The organism is Agrobacterium sp. 10MFCol1.1, assembly GCF_000381165.1.
In the GTDB taxonomy this organism is placed as follows: Bacteria; Pseudomonadota; Alphaproteobacteria; order Rhizobiales; family Rhizobiaceae; genus Agrobacterium; species Agrobacterium tumefaciens.
In genome coordinates this window covers 759,302-778,824 of sequence record NZ_KB906073.1, presented here as the reverse complement: position 1 = coordinate 778,824, position 19,523 = coordinate 759,302, and the positions used below count along the sequence as shown (strand labels likewise).

The following is a 19,523-nucleotide window of genomic DNA, read 5'->3' as shown; positions in this document are numbered from 1 at the left end:
GTGTTGTCTCATTAAAACGTGACCGTCAAAGTCTATTCAATCAGAGCCTGAATTCCTTCAGACCCCGCAAGCTTCGCCGCCCACGTTTCTCTTTCTTCTCATATTCAATTGTCAAAAAACAGACCGCTCATGGCAGTCACAAAATCAAACCCCAAAAGCTAAAAGCCCCTGGAAAACAACAAGCAGTCAGCTCATCAACATGATTTCTTTAGAACGAAAGACTTCGTCGCCAGCAGCGCCGCCGCCCTCGTTCAGTGAGCGGACTTATAAGAGATCACCCTCAAACAAGTCAACACACCAAAATACAAATTCTAAAAAAAACATTCAGATCATTGATTTTAAAGGAGAGTTTGAAATTAGTCATACAAACTAACAGATTTTAACGTTTCGGAGCTGCATGACGGGAGCTAGGGCTTTTCCTACCACGATGAGGGCGCTCTCTTGGGCATTGCAGGCATTGCGCCCTTCCCAGTCTTATTCGGAAGACGGGCTGAAACGGGCGACCAGAGCGTGCGCATTGCCGGGATAGGTGAAGCGTACATAGGTGACGGCACCCGAATTGCTCCATGTGCGCCGCTCCACGACAAGGCAGGCCTGCCTGTCGGAGATACCCAACAGGCGTGCCACATCTTTCGAGGGCGTTTCGGCACTGATGCGGTGTTCGGCATTGCTCCAGGGAACATGGCCAAGCAGCCAGGGTCCGGGTGCAATCTCCGTGAAGTCGATTTCAGCGGCATCGGGAACGGTTGCCAGATTGACGAGACGCTGCTCGATACAGAATTCCCGCGTGCCCGCAAAATGAATGCAGACGATATCGAGCAGCGATGTACCAATGGCAATATCGAGACTTGTCCGATCCTCACGCTTTGCGACACGCTGTGTGCGCTTAAGGACCTTGAAGCCATATTCCAGGCCAAGGGATTCGACTTCCGCCCTGATATCGTGGATTTCGAGAACCGCGGACTGAATCTGCGGCTGGCGAACGAAACTGCCGGATTTCTTGCGGCGCTCGATCAAGCCGGCCTTCACAAGCTGGCCCATGACCTTGTTGACGGTCATGCGGGAGCAATCGTAGTGGGCGGCGAGATCAACCTCGAAAGGCAACCGGTGACCCGGCGGCCATTCGCCCGATACGATCCGGCCCTCTATATCACCGAGGATACGCTGGTGCAGGGTTTGCCCGGCCGATGCTTTCGTCACGTCCGCAATGCCTTCCAACGGCTCGATGTCATTCCTATCGAGCGCATATCAGCTATCGACAAGTTCGGCCATGACCTTGTTGAAGCGATCCGATATTTCATGGCGATGGACGTGCCGGCCCGCTTGCACCAGTTTTTTACCGCGCACCCAGACGGTATCGACATGGACGCTACTCGCGAACATCCACTGGTCGAGAATCTGGGATGCCGGAAGATGGGGAACGGCCGAGCAATCAAGCGCGACAAAATCAGCGCTTTTTCCCGCTTCTATCTGATTTTTTGAATCCAGCGCCCTGCCACCGCCTTGAAGCGCCTGCTGGAACAGTTTCTCGCCCGTGGAACGGCCGGCATCGGCGATGACATTGCGCGCCCGAAGCGATAGGCGCTGCGAATATTCGAGCATCCGCAATTCTTCCGGCACGGAGATCAAAATGTTGGAATCCGAACCGACACCGTAATGGCCGCCTTCCGCGATGAAACCGGGAGCGGGGAAGATGCCGTCGCCAAGATTGGCCTCGGTGATGGGGCAAAGGCCGGCAACGGCACCACTTTTTGCCATGCGGCGGGTTTCGGCTTCTGTCATATGCGTCGCATGGATAAGGCACCAGCGCTCATCGACCGGCGCATTCTGCAAAAGCCACTCCACCGGCCGCGCACCTGAAAAGGCGAGCGAGTCCTCGATTTCCTTGACCTGCTCCGCCACATGAATGTGGATCGGGCCGCCTTTCGCCAGCGGTTCGATCGCCGCCAGTTCTTCACCAGTTACGGCACGGAGACTGTGTGGCGCGATGCCGAGCGTTGCACCCGGAAGCCCATTCACCACGGCTTGGGCGCCCTGCATGAGCCTTTCGTAACTGTCAAGCGAATGGATGAAACGTTTCTGACCGTCGATCGGCGGCTGACCGCCGAAACCGGAATGCGCATAAAATACCGGCAGCAAAGTCAGGCCGATCCCCGTTTGCGAGGCGGCGGCACCGATACGCTCGGCCATTTCGGCGATATTGCCGTAATGCGAACCATCCATATCGTTATGCAGGTAATGAAATTCACCGACCCGTCCAAAACCGGCTTCCAGCATTTCCATATAAAGATGTGCAGCAACGGCCTCGACATGATCCGGTGTCATCGACAGCGCGAATTTGTACATGACCGTGCGCCAGCTCCAGAAGCTGTCATCGGCAGGTCCGCGAATTTCAGCAAGCCCTGCCATGGCCCGCTGAAAGGCATGGCTGTGGAGATTGGGCATCGCCGGCACGATAACGGCATGCCGTTCATCCTGCGGCTGCGGAGAAACACCGGTTTCGACGGATGAAACAGCACCGCCCATGCAGTGGATGCGAACATCTTGCACCCACCCATCGGCCAGAAGTGCTGCGCCCGCGTGAATTACCGTCATGCCACCCTCTCCTCTTGATCTCTTCTGACAAGGCGACGTCGCATACGAAATTGCGGCTTGCCAACGTGATTATTATGTATATACATTTGGCACATAAAAGAAAGGCGAAAAGCAAATGCCAGGGAACAAATATACAAAGGGAATGGCGACGGGTGACACTACCGCATTGTGGCGCAATGCCCGGCTGGCGACGTTTGATCCTACCATGGAAGGCATCGGCGCTATCGAAAATGCTGCCATTGCCATACGCAACGACCGCATCGTCTTTGCCGGCGCTGAAAGCGATCTGCCCGCCGACCTGGCAACGGCCGACGAGATAACCGATTGTGAGAGACGCTGGATCACCCCGGCCCTGATAGACTGCCACACACATCTGGTCTTCGGCGGCAACCGCGCCATGGAATTCGAAATGCGCCTTAATGGCGCGACCTATGAGGAGATCGCCAAAGCGGGCGGTGGTATTGTTTCTTCGGTACGCGACACGCGCGCCCTCTCGGAAGAGGCTTTGGTGGCACAGGCATTGCCCCGTCTGGATACGCTTCTGGCGGAGGGTGTCTCGACCCTCGAAATAAAATCCGGTTACGGTCTTGATATCGAAACCGAACTGAAAATGCTGCGCGTCGCCCGCAAACTTGAGACGCTACGGCCCGTTAGAATCGTCACCAGCTACCTGGCCGCGCATGCGACACCGGCCGAATATAAGGGCCGTAACGCCGACTACATTATGGACGTGGTTCTGCCGGGGCTGGAAAAAGCCAGTGCGGAAGGACTGGCGGATGCGGTTGACGGTTTTTGCGAAGGCATCGCCTTTTCCGTTGAGGAAATGACCCGGGTTTTCGAGGCGGCAAAACAGTACGGTCTCCCCGTCAAGCTGCATGCCGAACAGCTTTCCAACCTCGGCGGTACGGAGCTTGCCGCATCCTACGGTGCGCTTTCCGCCGATCATCTGGAATATCTTGATGAGGCCGGTGCAGAAGCACTGGCTAAAGCGGGAACGGTGGCCGTGCTTCTGCCCGGGGCCTTTTACGCGCTCCGGGAAAAACAGCTGCCCCCGGTTCAGGCCCTGCGCGATGCAGGCGCTGACATCGCGCTGGCTACCGATTGCAATCCTGGCACCTCACCACTGACTTCCCTGTTGCTGACCATGAATATGGGTGCCACGCTTTTTCGCATGACGGTGGAGGAATGCCTGACGGCGACCACACGCAATGCCGCAAAGGCGCTCGGCCTGCTTGCGGAAACCGGCACGCTGGAAGCGGGAAAATCCGCTGATTTCATCATCTGGGATATCGAACGCCCGGCTGAACTTGTCTACCGCATCGGCTTCAACCCGCTCCACGCCCGCATTTTCAAGGGACAGAAGGTTTCTCCATGACTATCACGCTTCACCCCGGCAATGTGACCCTTGCTGAACTTGCCGCAATCTACTGGGATAACGGCAGAGCGAAACTCGACCGTTCGTTCGATGCCGGCATAGAAAAAGCAGCGGCCCGCATCGCCGAGATCGCCGCCGGCAATGCGCCGGTCTATGGCATCAATACCGGTTTCGGCAAACTCGCCTCGATCAAGATCGACGCAGCCGATGTTGCGACGCTGCAGCGTAACCTCATCCTGTCGCATTGCTGCGGCGTCGGTGCGGCGCTTCCGGAAAATGTCGTGCGCCTGATCATGGCGCTGAAGCTGATTTCGCTTGGTCGCGGCGCCTCCGGCGTGCGGCTGGAACTGGTGCGGCTGATTGAGGACATGCTGGAAAAGGGTGTCATCCCTTCCATCCCGGAAAAGGGTTCGGTCGGAGCGTCGGGGGATCTCGCGCCGCTTGCCCATATGGCCGCCGTGATGATGGGCGAAGGCGAGGCTTTCTATGAAGGTACGCTTCTGCCCGCCGGCGAAGCTCTCACTAAAGCCGGGCTGACCCCGGTCGTGCTCGCCGCCAAGGAAGGGTTGGCGCTGATCAACGGCACGCAAACCTCGACGGCGCTGGCGCTTGCCGGTCTTTTCCGCGCTCACCGCGCGGCACAGGCAGCGCTGATAACAGGTGCGCTTTCCACCGATGCCGCCATGGGTTCTTCGGCTCCCTTCCATCCCGATATTCACACATTGCGCGGCCACAAGGGCCAGATCGATGCGGGGGCTGCACTGCGCAACCTGCTGGAAGGATCCGAAATCCGTGTCAGCCATATCGAAGGCGACGAGCGCGTTCAGGATCCCTATTGCATCCGCTGCCAGCCGCAGGTGGACGGCGCCTGCCTCGATCTTCTGCGGCAGGTAGCCCGCACGCTTGAAATCGAAGCCAATGCCGTGACGGACAATCCGCTGGTGCTTTCCGACAATTCCGTCGTATCCGGGGGCAACTTCCACGCTGAACCGGTGGCATTTGCCGCCGACCAGACGGCGCTTGCCATCTGCGAAATCGGCGCGATCGCGCAGCGCCGCGTGGCGCTGCTTGTCGATCCGGCTCTATCCTATGGCCTTCCGGCATTTTTATCGAAAAAACCGGGGCTGAATTCCGGCCTGATGATTGCCGAAGTCACCTCCGCTGCGCTGATGAGCGAGAACAAGCAGATGGCTCATCCGGCTTCGGTCGATTCGACGCCAACCTCAGCCAATCAGGAAGACCATGTCTCCATGGCCTGCCACGGCGCGCGCCGCCTGCTACCGATGACGGAGAACCTTTTCGCCATCCTCGGCATCGAGGCGCTTTCGGCGGTTCAGGGCGTTGAGCTGCGTGGGCCATTGAAAACCAGCCCGGAGCTGCAAAAGGCAATCGCCGTGCTGCGTCAGGCGATCCCTTCACTGGAAGAGGACCGTTATATGGCACCCGATCTGAAGGCGGCATCCGACCTTATTGCTACCGGCGCTCTTGTGTCCGTGATTTCCGACGGCATGCTTCCGAAGCTGGAGGCGTAAGATGCGCGTCTTCGATATTAAAGAAGGCACATCGCCCGTCATTCTCGGCCTGCCCCATACCGGCACCGATGTTCCCGCAGCGATTTGGCAACGCTTGAACGACAACGGCAAGATGCTTGCCGATACCGACTGGCATATTCATGATCTCTACGCGGATCTGCTCCCCGGCGCGACGACGGTTCGCGCCACCTTTCATCGTTATGTGATCGATGCCAACCGCGATCCTGAAGGCGTTAGCCTCTATCCGGGACAAAACACCACAGGCCTTGTTCCGGAAACCGATTTCGACGGCAAATCGATCTGGAATGAGGGGCAGGAACCGAATCAGGACGACATCGTCTCTCGGCTGGAAACGTTTCATGCACCCTATCACGCGGCCCTTGCCGCGGAAATTGAGCGGGTTAAGGCCATTCACGGCATCGCCATTCTCTATGATTGCCATTCGATCCGCTCGCATATCCCGTTCCTGTTCGAAGGCAAGCTGCCGGATTTCAACATCGGTACGGATATGGGCAGGACCTGCGACCCAGCCATCGAGACAATGGCGGTCGAAGCAACCGCTACGGCAGAAGGTTACACCAGCATTCTCAACGGTCGCTTCAAGGGTGGCTGGACGACACGCCACTACGGAAAGCCCGAAACCGGCGTGCACGCCATCCAGATGGAACTGGCGCAATCCACCCATCTAACGACAGAGGCACCGCCGTTTGCCTATGACGACGCCAAGGCCACCAAGCTTCGTATCCACCTGAAAGACATTCTCACGCGCATCGAAACGACTGCGCTGACACTCGCACACACCAAAAGGGGAACCAAATGACCAATCCTCGTCACAATATCCGCGACGTCCGCGCTGCGCGTGGAACCGAGCTGACCGCGAAATCGTGGATGACAGAAGCGCCGCTGCGCATGCTGATGAATAATCTCGATCCTGAAGTGGCCGAGAACCCGCATGAACTTGTGGTTTATGGTGGCATCGGCCGTGCCGCCCGCACCTGGGCGGATTTCGACAAGATCGTCGCGACCCTGCGCGACCTTAACGAAGACGAAACGCTCATGGTCCAGTCCGGCAAACCGGTCGGCGTCTTCCGCACCCACAAGGATGCGCCGCGCGTGCTGATTGCCAACTCCAACCTCGTGCCGCACTGGGCGACATGGGATCATTTCAACGAGCTGGATAAAAAGGGTCTTGCCATGTACGGCCAGATGACCGCCGGTTCGTGGATCTATATCGGCAGCCAGGGCATCGTGCAGGGCACCTACGAAACCTTCGTCGAGGCCGGTCGTCAGCACTATAACGGCGATCTCACAGGCAAATGGGTTCTAACCGGCGGCCTTGGCGGCATGGGCGGCGCCCAGCCACTTGCCGCCGTGATGGCCGGTGCCTGCTGCCTTGCCATTGAATGCAATCCCGATTCGATCGATTTCCGTCTGCGCACCCGCTACGTCGATGCCCGCGCCGAAACTCTTGATGAGGCGATGGAGATGATTGAGCGCTGGACAGCCGCCGGTGAGGCGAAGTCCGTCGGCCTGCTCGGCAACACCGCTGAAATCCTGCCGGAAATGGTCCGCCGCGGCATCCGTCCAGACATGGTAACCGACCAGACCTCGGCGCACGACCCGATCAACGGCTATCTGCCGAAGGGCTGGACGATGGCCAAGTGGAAGGAAAAGCGCGAGAGCGACCCGAAAGCCGTCGAAAAAGCTGCCCGTGCCTCGATGCGCGAACATGTCGAAGCGATGATTGCCTTCCAGGACATGGGCATTCCGACTTTCGACTACGGCAACAACATCCGCCAGATGGCAAAAGAGGAAGGGCTGGAAAACGCTTTCGCCTTCCCGGGCTTCGTTCCGGCCTATATCCGCCCGCTGTTTTGCCGCGGCGTCGGCCCGTTCCGCTGGGCGGCACTATCGGGTGATCCGGAAGACATCCGCAAGACCGACGCCAAGGTGAAGGAACTGCTGCCCGACAACAAGCACCTGCACAATTGGCTTGATATGGCCGCCGAGCGCATCGCCTTCCAGGGCCTGCCGGCGCGTATCTGCTGGGTTGGCCTCGGTGATCGCCATCGTCTCGGTCTTGCTTTCAACGAAATGGTCAAGAACGGCGAGCTCAGCGCTCCGATCGTCATCGGCCGCGACCACCTCGACAGCGGCTCCGTCGCCTCGCCGAACCGCGAGACCGAAGCCATGCAGGACGGTTCGGATGCCGTATCCGACTGGCCGCTGCTGAACGCGCTGCTCAATACCGCATCCGGCGCGACATGGGTTTCCCTGCACCACGGCGGCGGAGTCGGCATGGGCTTTTCCCAGCATTCCGGCATGGTCATCTGCTGCGACGGCACCGATGACGCGGCCCGCCGCATAGAGCGCGTGCTGTGGAACGACCCGGCAACCGGCGTCATGCGCCATGCCGATGCCGGTTACGAAATCGCCGTGGAATGCGCAAAAGAGCAGGGCCTGCGACTGCCCGGCATTCTCGGTAACTAAAGAAAAAACTCGGCGCAGTCTTCAGGCTGCGCCGTTTATCTGATCCGGGAAGAGAGCCGCGATCCACCCATCGTACAGTGCCGACAGCGGTGCCGCATCAGTTTCGACGCCGCTGTCGGCGCCCGGTGGAACTTCTGTTCTGTCTGCGGCTTTCTTCCGTTGCTGTTTTTAACCGACCGACTGTATGCTCGTTTGAAAGCCGCGCTAACCGTTAGGCAGGCATGAAGGACATGGTAGATCAAAGAATGGCGTACAGGTTCCTTCCGCTTGCATTTACCCTCCTGCTCGGGGCACTTCTTCCGGTTTCCGCTACGAATGCCGTGGCGTCCGAAAAGCAGCAAAATGTTCCCGTGCGGATCGATGTGGGCGGCTACAAGCTGAACAGCATCTTGGTCGAGCCGGGAAAAAGCGCCGAGCTTCCGCCGATCCTCTTCATTCACGGGGCAAGCGCCAGTCTCTATGACCCGATGTTTTCGTTTCTCGAAAAGCTGAGAGGCCGTGCAAAACTGCTATTTGTCGACAGGCCAGGGCACGGCAATTCGGATATCGGCGGCAAGGCAAATATTCTCCCGGATGGACAGGCGGACGCCATTGCCCAGCTTATGAAAAAGCGAGGCGTCCCGAGAGCGATTATCGTCGGACATTCCTTTGGCGGCGCCATCGCGGCATCGTTTGCGGTCCGTCATCCGGAGATGGTCGCGGGCCTCGTATTCCTTTCTCCCGCTGTCTATCCATGGGAGGGTGGCATCGCCTGGTATTACACAGCGGCAAATGCGCCCTTTACCGGTCCGCTGTTCAGCACCTTCATTGCTCCGCCCGCCGGCCTCCTGGCATTGGATCAGGCAACGCGCGGTGTTTTTGCACCCAATTCCAGACCCGCCGGTTATGTGGAAGCAACGCATTCCGTAGCGGCCCTGCGGCCCAGGGCCTTTCGGCACAATGCGCAGGAGGTCGCGGCTCTCAATGAATGGGCGCGTGGAGCTTCCTCGGAGTATCGGCGCATCACGGCACCAACCGTCATCATAACCGGTGATACGGACACGATCGTCTCGCCAGAGGTGCATTCCCGTCATCTCGCCAGAGATATTCGCGGCTCCACTTTGATCGTCGTGCACAATCTCGGGCATAAATCTGACTATGTCGCCAGTGACCTTGCCATTGCCGCGATCGAAAAGGTTGCCGGCCGGCCATCCGATTTAAAGGCGGTCCAAAAAACGATTGAGCGACGCATCGAGAATGATCGCGGATCATAAACTTCCGCCCCCGCTCCCTTAACGACCCGATTCTGGACATCACATGAGAATATTACGCGCTTCCGAATACAAAACCATGCCGTGGAAAAATGGCGGGGGCGTTACGGTGGAAATCGCCATCCATCCGCCGGGTGCTTCCGTGGATGCATTCGACTGGCGCGTCAGCATGGCGACCGTTGCTCAGGACGGGCCATTTTCCAGCTTCCCCGGCATAGACCGCACGCTTGCGATTATCGAGGGAAACGGCCTTGCACTCGCTATTTCGGGTCATGAGCCGGTGGCGCTGACGACGAAGAGTACCCCCCTGCCCTTTGCCGCCGATGTTCCCGTGGATGCGACCCTGATGGACGGCGCGATCGTCGACCTGAACGTCATGACCCGCCGCTCATCCCTCGCCCACAGCGTGCAAAGACTATCCGGCAGCCGCTCGATGCAGGCGGCAACGGGAACAAGGCTGATCCTCGCGCTCGATCCTCTGACGGTCGCCGTCAACAACGACACAGCCCGGCTGGAGAAGCTGGATAGCGTTTTCATCACGGAAAGCGTGCCCTTCACCATCGATTCAGATCATGGTGAAGGCATATTCTTTCTGATCACGCTACAAGATATCTGAAGCGCCGCAGCCTCAGTCCAACCCCAGCGGATCGGCCACCCGTGGCCATAGCTGGAGGCTTGCCTTGCGATAGGCGGTTGTGGCCGGATCGGTCGGATAGGAAGTGGGCGCGGCGATATAAACGATCTCGGAAGCGACCGGCGCAAAACCCGCATGGAAGTGGTTGGTGGACTTCACCAGCAGCACGTCTTTCCTGGCAAAATCAATGCCGAGATTGGAAAAGATATCCGGCTCATAAGTTTGCGTGCGGCTGGTAATGAGAATGATATCGATTTCCGTTCCGACCGGTCGAACGACGGCGGCGCGGCCGAGCGTGACGCGGCTATTTCGGAAACTCTGCCACCCTGCTTCTGCAGTGCGCATGACCCTGATCCGGAAATCGAGCGGCTCGCCACCTTCGGGACTGGATTTGCCGCCAATACGCAGATCAATCTCCGCCCCCTCGCCTGCCGCGTGACAGAAAGACACAGCAATCGGATCCCAGATCGTTGCCACACCGATATTGTCCATGCCGCGCTCCACCATGCGCCGCAGAATATGGGTGGCATCACCCGCAACGCCGCCACCGGGATTATCCCATATATCCGACACCACGACCGGCATATCCGGATGCTCACTACGAATGGCGAGAGCCCTGTCGAGACCCGATTCCGTGTCGAGCATCGGCATGGCAGTCAACTTGCGCATGGCATAAAGCTCATGGCCGAGTTTTTCGGCCAGTGCGTCGCCTTTTGCCCTGTCATTATCTGTCACGACGACGATACGCGTGCCCATATCTGGTACATCGCCTGCCATGAAACCGTGAATGACGGAAATAGACAGCACGCCGTCCTTACCCTCCAAAGCCTTCAAACGGTCAACATAAGAACGCATCGGTTCGCGGCTGGTGGGGTAAATGGTGATCATGCGGCAATCGAAAGTGGAAATAACCGGCCTGATTTCTCCGCGCAGGGTGCGAAGTGCCAGTTCAACGACGTGCTCACCACGTTCCTCAAAATCCGTATGCGGGAATTCCAGAAACGTCGCCATTATATCGAGATTTTGGACCCTTAAAGGGGTCAAATGGCTGTGGGGATCGAATTCCGCCGCGATCAGTACGTCGGGACCAACAAGCGTGCGGACATGTGACAGGAAATCGCCTTCCGGATCGTCATAACCCTGCGCGACCATGGCGCCATGGAGACCAAGAATTACCGCATCGACCGGCAGGGCGGCGGCAAGCTCGGCAAGAATTGTATCGCGTAGCGTTTCATAGGTCTGGCGCTGTATCAGCCCCGCCGGTTCCGCCCAGCAGGAGGTACCCTCGATTACCGTAAACCCTTCCGCTTTGCCGCGCCGGCGCAGAATTGGTACCGGTGAGGAGCACAGTGTCGGCGTTTCCGGATGTTCGCCGGGCCCAGCGTAAAAAGCCGCGCGAAAGGCGTCCATGTCCGTCGGGACGGGTGAAAACGTGTTGGTTTCGGTGGCAAGCGATGCCGTGAATATGCGCATGACTGTCATTCTCGTTGCCGATGCCCGCATTTCGGCAGCATCTTTTTTTGCAATTTAATTAGCCGGGTAATGTTACCAGACGGTGCCGCGTGCTGCCACGTCTTCCACCCGCGTCACGATACCGTTTCGATGGAAGACCATCCTGTCGAAAAGATTAGTAATGACGCAGGTGTGGTTCGGCACAACCTTGACCAGCTCACCGATTTCCGGCCGGCCCGATGTGCAGCCCGACAAATCGACCACCGCATGTTCTTCCGAAAGCGACATGATTTTCGCGCCTTCATACCCTTCAATCAGCCCGTAATCGCTGAACCCAAGGAGATCGGAGGTCAAAGCCTTGGAGCCACAATCGAGCACAGCGCGATCAGCTGTCGGTCGCGACACCACGGTGGCAAGAACATGCATTGCTAGGTCGCCAGCGGTACAATGTCCGGCGCGCAGCATCGAACGGTCATTATATACATAGGTGCCCGCCCGATATTCGGTTGCGGAGGGAACGAGGTGAGCAGAGAAAAAATCCGGTGAGCCGCCACTGGAGCGAACCGGGCAGTCGATGCCCTTTTCCGCAAGCAACGCCATGGTTTCCCGAATGAAGTTCTCCACCTTTTCAGCGCCACCGGGTGCCGGATAGGTCAAAATGCCCTTGAAATTGAGGCCCGGTGCCGCGACGATCTTTTCTGCAAGCTGCAACACGGCGTCCCGGGTCTGCACACCGCAGCGTTTTCCGCCGGTATCGCATTCGACAAGAACGGAAAGCGGTCTTTCCGCATCGAATGTGCCGGCAAGGCCGGCAATCGTCACGGCGCTGTCGGCAACCACGCTCAGTTGCCCGATACGCGCATTCAATGCCCTCAGCCGCGAGAGTTTCGCCACGCCGAGGATATTGTAGGTAATGAGGATGTCGTCGAAACCGGCATCCGCGAAAACTTCCGCCTCGCTGACCTTCTGGCAATTGATGCCGATGGCGCCCGCCTGAAGCTGCTGCTTCGCAATGGCTGGTATCTTATGTGTCTTTATATGGGGGCGAAAAGCCATGCCATGTCCATCAAGATAGGACTGCGCCCGCGCAATATTTGCGGCAAGTCGGTCCTCGTCGATCACGGGCATCGGCGTCGAGATCGCATCGAGTGGGGTACCTTCGTCAGGCCAGGGGTAGGTCATCGTCAAACGCTCTCAGGATCGGAAATTGGCAATCAAACCAGTGGCTTATAGGCTATAACATCCATTTCAACCTTCGCATCGACCATCAGGGGCGACTGCACGGTTGAACGTGCCGGTGGATGATCGATGAAATATTTCTGGAAGACCGCGTTGAAGCTCGAAAAATCCCGAGCATCATCCAGCCAGACATTGACCTTGACGACATCGGCAAGTGTACAATTCGCAAGCGCCAGAACATCCATGATATTGGCCACAACCTGCTCGGTCTGAGCCACAATGCCGCCAGTTACTACTTCACCATCGACTGTTGGCACCTGTCCAGACACATAGACGAAATCACCGGCCCGCACGGCCTTGGCAAAAGGCCTGCGCTGTCCGCCAGCCTGAGCGTCAGCCGTCTCGAATCGTACCAGTTTCTGCTTTTCCATAGATGCCTCGCAAATAATTTTCATAGAAATCGTATTTTTAAGGGTTTAATAGCTCGTTTTGCATCAATATTCCATAAGTGATGTAAATAATTTAGCAATTATGTAAATCATCAACTCTCGGACGGATGGACTTCACGGTGAGCTATTCGTATCGCCGCACGTTGTCGAACCGAATGATGAGACCCAAAACCTATTGTCTATCGCGATCTATGGAAGCGGCTATTGGCTGAGCCACGGCTCTTACTAACCCTTAGCTCTATCGCGTAATGAGGAAGCCCGGTACATTCGGATGGCTGCCTGATGAAAGAAATAGAGAGGTTAGCCGCGGCAAACCTCAGTATCTGAAAAGTTAGAGGAACAGTCTCAAGCGCAAAATCTTCAAGACCTGGCACTGTGCGAGTGTTCTTTCCGTCACATCAACCGTGTGCCGAAACCCGCCGGTCCGACACTACTCTGTCCGTGACAGCTTGCGCGATCTTTTGCGCCTGCACGCGGATATCCGGCACGGCGGTTATCTCCCAAAAGCGGCCCGCCGTCAGCGCCCCGGCGGCAAACAGGCCAGGCCAGACCTGCCCGTCCGAGCTTGACAAGCGCGACTGGCCATCGACCTCGACCCCAAGACCAAAGGCGTCGAGCAAAAGCACGCCATCGTCCCGCATGGTTTCCAGAAGCCGTGAATGACCGATCCCCGCCCTCTCCATTCCGGTACAATTAACGACCCAATCGACCTGAAACTCTCTAAGCGTCTCCGTATGCCGACGGCGATAGAGTACGGCGATCCCCTCGTCCTGCTCGTCAAGAGAGCGGAGATAACCGGCGTGAATCTCTAGAACGCCGTCAGATAACAGCTTTTCAAAAGCCTTATGCACTTCGGGCGCGATTCGGTGCCGGTGAATGTTCCACCACGGCAAAGCATGGCGAAGAAACCGGCTTCGCTGCTCAGATGTCAGGCTCTGCCAAAGCAGCTGGGTCTTCGGCCGTAGACCATCCATGACAGTACGCCACGGCGCACCATCTTTCACCTGCTTACGCAGAGCCTGCACTAACCGGCTGATCTCGGTCGAACCTTCTGGTAAGCGCGGATCAGCTGGCGACAGTGGCGGGCTGATATGTGGATGCGGCACAAGTCCGCGGCGGGACAATACGTGGATTGGGCCACGGTGTCCCTTTCCTCGAAGCGTCAGGACCTGATCTATCATCGTCAGGCCAGAACCCAGAATACAGATGCGGTCCCCCGCCTTTACTTTCGACAGCCATCCGGACTGCCAGCAATGCCCGATAATGCGATGCGGCGCGTCGTCATCTTTCGTCAGAGTTTGCACCGGCAAACTCGCTGCGCCGACACCAAGACATAAGACAACATTTTTAGCGCGCAGCTTCTCACCATTCTCCAGTGCAAAAGAGAAACCGCCATTCCCATCCGGGCGACAGGCTGAAGCCTTGGCACGGATGAAGTCCACCCTCGCCCGCTGATCCCGGCTTCTCAGCAGACTGGCGAGCCTGTCCCTGAGATAGAGGCCGTAATCGCCACGTGAGGCAAAAGCCAATGGATCATTGCCGAGCCCATTCTCCGTCAGCCAATCGAGAAAGTCATCAGGCCTGTCGGGGAATACGCTCATCCGCCCTGCCGGCACATTGAGCCGGTGATAGGGCAACTCGGTACGATAGGCCGTACCGCGCCCGAAATCCGACTCGTCGCCGACAATGGCGATCGACGCGTCCCCGGGCAGGAATGATAAGAGATGAGCGGCGGTACAGATGGCCGAGAAACCCGAACCGACGATAGCGACATCATAGGACATTTATTCCTCCAACCTGCGACAGCACGAAAGGTCAGGCGGTGGGCGCCGGACCCGTTGATACTCTAGTTGATAAGTAGAGATTAAACATCTGCCAATGTCTACCCTTCACTTTCCGCCGACGGGATCGCGCCTTGCACATTTGGTACGCGGGATTCCCAAAGTTAGCCGCGGCAAACTTTCGCTCTGATCGCTCCATGGCAGTTTTAAGGGAAGCCAAAAAACGCGTCTCAGCCAGAACGGGGACGAAGTTAGCCGCGGCTAACCGAAAAACTGTCACAAAAAGCAAAACTGATTCTTCCACAATGCCTTAGCGGTACTTCTGCATACGGAGAAAAAGCCTATTGCGCCAAAAAGAGAATCGGCGCTTATATCTCAGTTGCGGAAAAAACCGTCTTTTTCGAAAAAAACCGCAACTGCAATATCGAGCGAAAGTAGATCCATGACACAGAGTGCCGACTCAAGATTTGCTGCAGGGGCACCCGACCTCACGAGCCTTATACAACAGCATTCGGCTGCATTGTCAGCCCAATTGCAGGCGCATAATGCGAATACGTTTTCGCCGCATACCGAAAAGAGTATGCGCCATTTTTCGCCGGCGGAAACCGCCCGGCTGATTGGCATCGGTGAAGCCTATCTTCGTCAGATCGCCGCTGAGCGTCCGGAGCTCGATGCAGCGCAGGCATCCGGTCGTCGTTCCTATTCGGTAGAGGATATGGACGAGATCAGAAAGTTTCTCGATCAGGGCGCGCGCGGCGCGCGGCGCTATCTGCCCCACCGTCGCGACGGCGAGGAATTGCAGGTCATCGCCGTGATGAATTTCAAAGGCGGTTCGGGTAAGACCACGACATCCGCGCATCTGGCGCAATATCTGGCACTGCGTGGTTACCGGGTCCTGGCTATCGATCTCGATCCGCAGGCCAGTCTCTCCGCTCTCTTCGGTCACCAGCCCGAAATGGATGTCGGCCCGAATGAAACGCTCTACGGCGCGATCCGCTACGATGACGAACGCCGGCCGATCGCCGAGATCGTTCGCGGCACCTATATTCCCAACCTTCATATCGTTCCGGGCAATCTGGAGCTTATGGAGTTCGAACATGATACCCCGCGCGCACTGATGCGCCGCGCACCGGGCGACACTCTGTTCTTCGCTCGCATCGGCCAGGCAATCGCCCAGGCCCAGAACTTCTATGACGTCGTGGTCATCGATTGCCCACCGCAACTCGGTTACCTGACGCTTTCGGCGCTGACGGCAGCAACATCGGTTCTCGTGACCGTTCATCCGCAAATGCTTGATGTCATGTCCATGAACCAGTTCCTTGCCATGACTGGCGATCTTCTCGCTGAAATCGGCAGGGCCGGAGCACGCTCCGATTATAACTGGATGCGTTACCTCATCACGCGTTTCGAACCGAGCGATGGGCCGCAGAACCAGATGGTGGCTTTCCTGCGCTCGATCTTCGGTGAAAACGTCCTCATTCACCCGATGCTGAAGAGCACGGCCGTTTCGGATGCCGGATTGACCAACCAGACGCTTTTCGAGGTGGAAAGAACCCAGTTCACGCGCTCCACCTATGACCGCGCACTGGAAGCCATGAACAACGTGAACGCTGAAATCGAGGGATTGATTAAAAAAGCGTGGGGTAGGGCAGCATGAGCAGAAAACAGATTTTCGCCAATCTTGGCACGCCAGGCACAGACAACGATACCACTCCCGAGCGGTCCCGTCCGCGTGTCAGACCCATCCTCGGTTCTCCCGAACTGGTGACGGATGTGTCGAACTCGCCAGTCGGCATGATCGGCCAGTCTCTGAACGAAGTGTCGGAACGCTCCAAGCGTGCTGAAGAGATCGAAAAACGGCTCGCAGAGGGCCTTACGATCGTTTCGCTCAATCCTGCTGATATCGATCCGTCCTTCATACCCGACCGCATGCCAGCCTCAGAAGAGGCGGATGCAGGCCTGGTGGAGGCTATTCGTCAGCAGGGCCAGCAGGTTCCCATTCTGGTGCGCCCTCATCCCGAATTTCCGGGACGTTATCAGGTCGCATTTGGCCATCGCCGTCTGCGCGCCGTTTCCAACCTGGGTATTCCGGTCAAGGCCGTGGTTCGCGATCTCAGCGACGAACAGCTGGTTGTCGCCCAGGGACAGGAAAACAACGAGCGCCGTGACCTAACCTATATCGAAAAGGCGCGCTTCGCCCAGAAACTGCAGATGCGGTTTCCGCGTGATACGATCATGGCGGCGATGTCCCTGCACAAGGGCGATCTTTCCAACATGCTATCGGTTGTCGGTCGCATTCCCGAGGATCTGGTCGATCTTATTGGTCCGGCACCCACCGTCGGTCGCCGTAACTGGATGGATCTCGCAGATCAGCTCTCCTCGTCACAGGTCAAGGAAGCTGCGCGCGCTTATGTAAGGGAGCCATCCGTCGCCGCTCTTCCGTCCGAAGAACGCTTCAAGTCGCTTCTGGATTTTCTGAAACCCAAGGCACAGGCAAAGAAAGCCGGTGTCTGGTCTTCGGAAACTGGTAGCAGACTGGCAAAGGTGGTCGAAAGCGACCGCAAGCTGGATATATCCATCGACAAGAACGAGGCGCCGGAATTTGCCGATTTCGTTCTGGAACATCTTCAGGCGCTGTTTGCCGAATACCGGTCCAAGCAGTGATTGTTAATACCAACGACTAACAGGAGACGCATTACAAAAGAAAAAAGCCCCCGAACGTTGCCGCACGGAAGCCTTTCTTTGATCTAAGCAACCAAAGAATCTCATTTCCGCGAATCATAGTCAAGAGTCTTGGCATCGAATTTTTCGGTGAGCGATTTTCTTTTGCCTTGTGAAAGGTGAAAGACATGGACAGCACATGTGTAACGACGCCCTTTGGGCGGCGAGCGATGTCGTTTGGCGTCCTCGCAACTCAGTTTGCCGCGCAGAAAAACAAAAAGACCGAGGCGGTCGATAAATGGAAACTCTACCGTTCGGTCTGTGAAGCCAGACCATTGCTCGGCGTGACCGATCGTTCTCTCGCGGTCTTGAACGCCCTTCTGAGTTTTTATCCGAAAAATGAACTCTCCAGCGAAGCCGGATTGGTCGTCTTTCCGTCGAATACGCAATTGTCATTGCGAGCACATGGAATGGCAGAACAGACATTGCGCCGCCATCTCTCGGCTCTCGTCGAGGCCGGTCTCATCATTCGCAAGGATAGTCCGAACGGAAAACGCTACGCCCGTAAGCACAGGGGCGGGGAAATCAGCGAAGCCTATGGTTTTTCGCTGGCACCGCTTCTCGCCCGCAAATCGGAAATCGAGGAACTCGCCGAACGCATCGTTCGCGAGCGGCTCGACCTTCAGCGGCTTCGTGAAAACATCAGCCTGTGCCGCCGCGATATCCAGAAGCTTTGCGAAATGATAGCCGCCAGCGGTGAAGTCGTAACGTCAGAAGGATTCCAGGCGCGCTACAATGCCATTGCCCGGTCTCTCGGCCGTAATTCAAAGCCTGTCGAACTCAAGGAAATCGCCGGATTTTTGGTCTCCCTGCGTGCAGAAGTGACCAACTATCTGGAAAATATTGAAAATTCGGAGAAATCGGGCGGCAATGACTGCCAAAATGAGCGCCTCATAAAGAATTCAGAATCCGAATCTATATCTAAACCGCAAAATTTGCGTGAACCGGTAATCGTCGCACCTGCCGACACGACAGTCTCACAGCCAGAATACGCCGTACCCGTCAGTGCAAAGCCGTCATCGCAACAGCCAAAGCCTGTTCTTCATAAGCAATTTTTTGTTCCTGATATTGTTTTGGTTGTGAAGGCTTGCCCGGACATTTCACTCTATGCACCCGGAGGAGCAGTGACTGGATGGCGTGATCTGGAAGTGGCGACATCAGTCATCAAAACCATGTTCAACGTTAGCCAGTCGGCCTACCAGGACGCCCTCACCACTTTCGGTCGACAGGGAACAGCAGCGATTCTTGCCTGCCTGCTGCAAAAGGCGGACCAGATCAGCTCGCTGGGCGGATATCTGCGCAATCTCACCCGTAAGGCCCACGAGGGCGGGTTTGATCTTCAGGCCATGCTTCTGGCGCAACTGCGGGGTCGAACTGACGGGATGGAGAGAAGCATGGCTGTATGAGTTCTTAAGGACGAACAGAAAATGGCGTCGGCTTGCCGAACTCCCAGTCTGCAGCTACATTGACGCTGTTTCTGCAAGACATCGAAGATTCGCTGTGAGGCTGCCAGTGTTTACGAACAGACTGTGCTGGCAGGGGTTCCTATGGTTAATACAAAGTAATGAAAGTTAAGCCTTGATTGACTTTCGTTTGAGTTATTCCATGATTGGTTTCAATCGCTTGAGTCCGGGTATCTTTTAGCGGTAGTGCGATGATACGGGCAGGAAAAGCGCGATTTTTACGCGTTTCTTGCCTGACTAGACTGGGGTAATGCAGATATCTCGATATGGCACGATGTTGGAACTGAACCTTCCCTAAGATTGTGCGTTTCCGTGTCGATGTTGGAAGGGGGCCTTGAGCCTATGGTTTTTCCAGACGATATGGAGCTGGCTGTCGCTGTTTACATGGCGGACATTGCATTGCCTCGAGATACCGCCATCGAAAAGCTCTTGAAGGCGGGACTTGAAGAAGCCGGTTATTTGACCGGAGGTGAGGGGCGGCCGCCGGAAATTATCGACGGGCAACCAAGTTCGGACTATGTGCAATATCGCACATATCTGGACGAGGACAGCTGAAAGACGGCTGGAACCAAACCGGGCGAAGGCTGTTTATGGCGCAGTCA

The 19,523-nt window shown here is 56.9% G+C and carries 17 protein-coding genes; 11 read left to right on the top strand and 6 right to left on the bottom strand.

Going from position 1 to position 19,523, the window contains the following annotated elements; translation table 11 throughout:
• The coding region (locus F617_RS28775) for a hypothetical protein (RefSeq protein ID WP_210162167.1) at window positions 1-203 on the top strand (203 nt) is incomplete at its 5' end.
• A gap of 271 nt (window positions 204-474) precedes the next feature.
• Here F617_RS28775 and hutC read toward each other — a convergent pair.
• Together hutC and F617_RS0108310 are read right to left on the bottom strand one after the other, a co-directional pair.
• Window positions 475-1,200: a histidine utilization repressor gene (gene hutC, locus F617_RS0108315; RefSeq protein WP_025595286.1), complete on the bottom strand. Its 726-nt coding sequence runs from the start codon at window positions 1,198-1,200 to the stop codon at window positions 475-477.
• Window positions 1,201-1,248: 48 nt separating this feature from the next.
• Complete coding sequence (locus F617_RS0108310) at window positions 1,249-2,595, bottom strand: formimidoylglutamate deiminase (protein ID WP_019565024.1); 1,347 nt, start codon at window positions 2,593-2,595, stop codon at window positions 1,249-1,251.
• A gap of 115 nt (window positions 2,596-2,710) precedes the next feature.
• Here F617_RS0108310 and hutI point away from each other — a divergent pair, with 115 nt between their 5' ends.
• From hutI to F617_RS0108280, 6 genes are all read left to right on the top strand, one after another.
• Window positions 2,711-3,970, top strand: coding sequence for an imidazolonepropionase (hutI, locus tag F617_RS0108305; protein WP_026330732.1), 1,260 nt, complete (start codon window positions 2,711-2,713; stop codon window positions 3,968-3,970).
• Entirely contained in the window at window positions 3,967-5,502 is a 1,536-nt protein-coding gene (hutH, locus tag F617_RS0108300; protein WP_019565022.1) for a histidine ammonia-lyase, read from the top strand. Before hutI ends, hutH begins: the two co-directional genes overlap by 4 nt.
• Window position 5,503: 1 nt before the next feature.
• Window positions 5,504-6,322 (top strand): N-formylglutamate deformylase, encoded by an 819-nt coding sequence (gene hutG, locus F617_RS0108295; RefSeq protein WP_019565021.1) that lies wholly within the window; start codon window positions 5,504-5,506, stop codon window positions 6,320-6,322.
• A complete protein-coding gene (gene hutU, locus F617_RS0108290) occupies window positions 6,319-7,992 on the top strand; it encodes a urocanate hydratase (protein ID WP_019565020.1) in 1,674 nt (557 codons plus the stop codon). Before hutG ends, hutU begins: the two co-directional genes overlap by 4 nt.
• Window positions 7,993-8,237: 245 nt before the next feature.
• Window positions 8,238-9,245 carry an alpha/beta fold hydrolase gene (locus F617_RS0108285; protein ID WP_236735855.1) on the top strand — a complete coding sequence of 336 codons (1,008 nt, stop codon included), beginning with the start codon at window positions 8,238-8,240 and terminating at the stop codon, window positions 9,243-9,245.
• A 43-nt stretch (window positions 9,246-9,288) separates the two neighbouring features.
• Window positions 9,289-9,858: a HutD family protein gene (locus tag F617_RS0108280; protein ID WP_026330731.1), complete on the top strand. Its 570-nt coding sequence runs from the start codon at window positions 9,289-9,291 to the stop codon at window positions 9,856-9,858.
• A gap of 12 nt (window positions 9,859-9,870) precedes the next feature.
• On the opposite strand, the gene F617_RS0108275 is transcribed toward F617_RS0108280, so the two are convergent.
• The 4 genes from F617_RS0108275 to F617_RS0108260 all read right to left on the bottom strand — a co-directional run bounded on the left by F617_RS0108275 (window position 9,871) and on the right by F617_RS0108260 (window position 14,740).
• The gene (locus tag F617_RS0108275) at window positions 9,871-11,349 is read right to left on the bottom strand and encodes a M81 family metallopeptidase (protein ID WP_026330730.1); all 1,479 of its coding nucleotides are present in this window, start codon (window positions 11,347-11,349) and stop codon (window positions 9,871-9,873) included.
• 72 nt (window positions 11,350-11,421) lie between these two features.
• Window positions 11,422-12,510 (bottom strand): D-TA family PLP-dependent enzyme, encoded by a 1,089-nt coding sequence (locus F617_RS0108270; protein ID WP_019565015.1) that lies wholly within the window; start codon window positions 12,508-12,510, stop codon window positions 11,422-11,424.
• A gap of 32 nt (window positions 12,511-12,542) precedes the next feature.
• The gene (locus F617_RS0108265) at window positions 12,543-12,938 is read right to left on the bottom strand and encodes a RidA family protein (RefSeq protein WP_019565014.1); all 396 of its coding nucleotides are present in this window, start codon (window positions 12,936-12,938) and stop codon (window positions 12,543-12,545) included.
• A gap of 416 nt (window positions 12,939-13,354) precedes the next feature.
• The gene (locus tag F617_RS0108260) at window positions 13,355-14,740 is read right to left on the bottom strand and encodes an FAD/NAD(P)-binding protein (protein WP_019565013.1); all 1,386 of its coding nucleotides are present in this window, start codon (window positions 14,738-14,740) and stop codon (window positions 13,355-13,357) included.
• 439 nt (window positions 14,741-15,179) lie between these two features.
• Here F617_RS0108260 and repA point away from each other — a divergent pair, with 439 nt between their 5' ends.
• From repA to F617_RS0108240, 4 genes are all read left to right on the top strand, one after another.
• Complete coding sequence (gene repA, locus F617_RS0108255) at window positions 15,180-16,394, top strand: plasmid partitioning protein RepA (RefSeq protein WP_026330729.1); 1,215 nt, start codon at window positions 15,180-15,182, stop codon at window positions 16,392-16,394.
• Window positions 16,391-17,401, top strand: a complete 1,011-nt coding sequence (gene repB / locus F617_RS0108250; RefSeq protein WP_019565012.1) for a plasmid partitioning protein RepB — start codon at window positions 16,391-16,393, stop codon at window positions 17,399-17,401. The genes repA and repB overlap by 4 nt, the downstream gene beginning before the upstream one ends.
• A 185-nt stretch (window positions 17,402-17,586) precedes the next feature.
• Window positions 17,587-18,864, top strand: a complete 1,278-nt coding sequence (gene repC / locus F617_RS0108245; RefSeq protein WP_080801541.1) for a plasmid replication protein RepC — start codon at window positions 17,587-17,589, stop codon at window positions 18,862-18,864.
• 399 nt (window positions 18,865-19,263) lie between these two features.
• Entirely contained in the window at window positions 19,264-19,476 is a 213-nt protein-coding gene (locus F617_RS0108240; protein WP_019565010.1) for a hypothetical protein, read from the top strand.
• The last annotated feature ends 47 nt before the right edge of the window (window positions 19,477-19,523 follow it).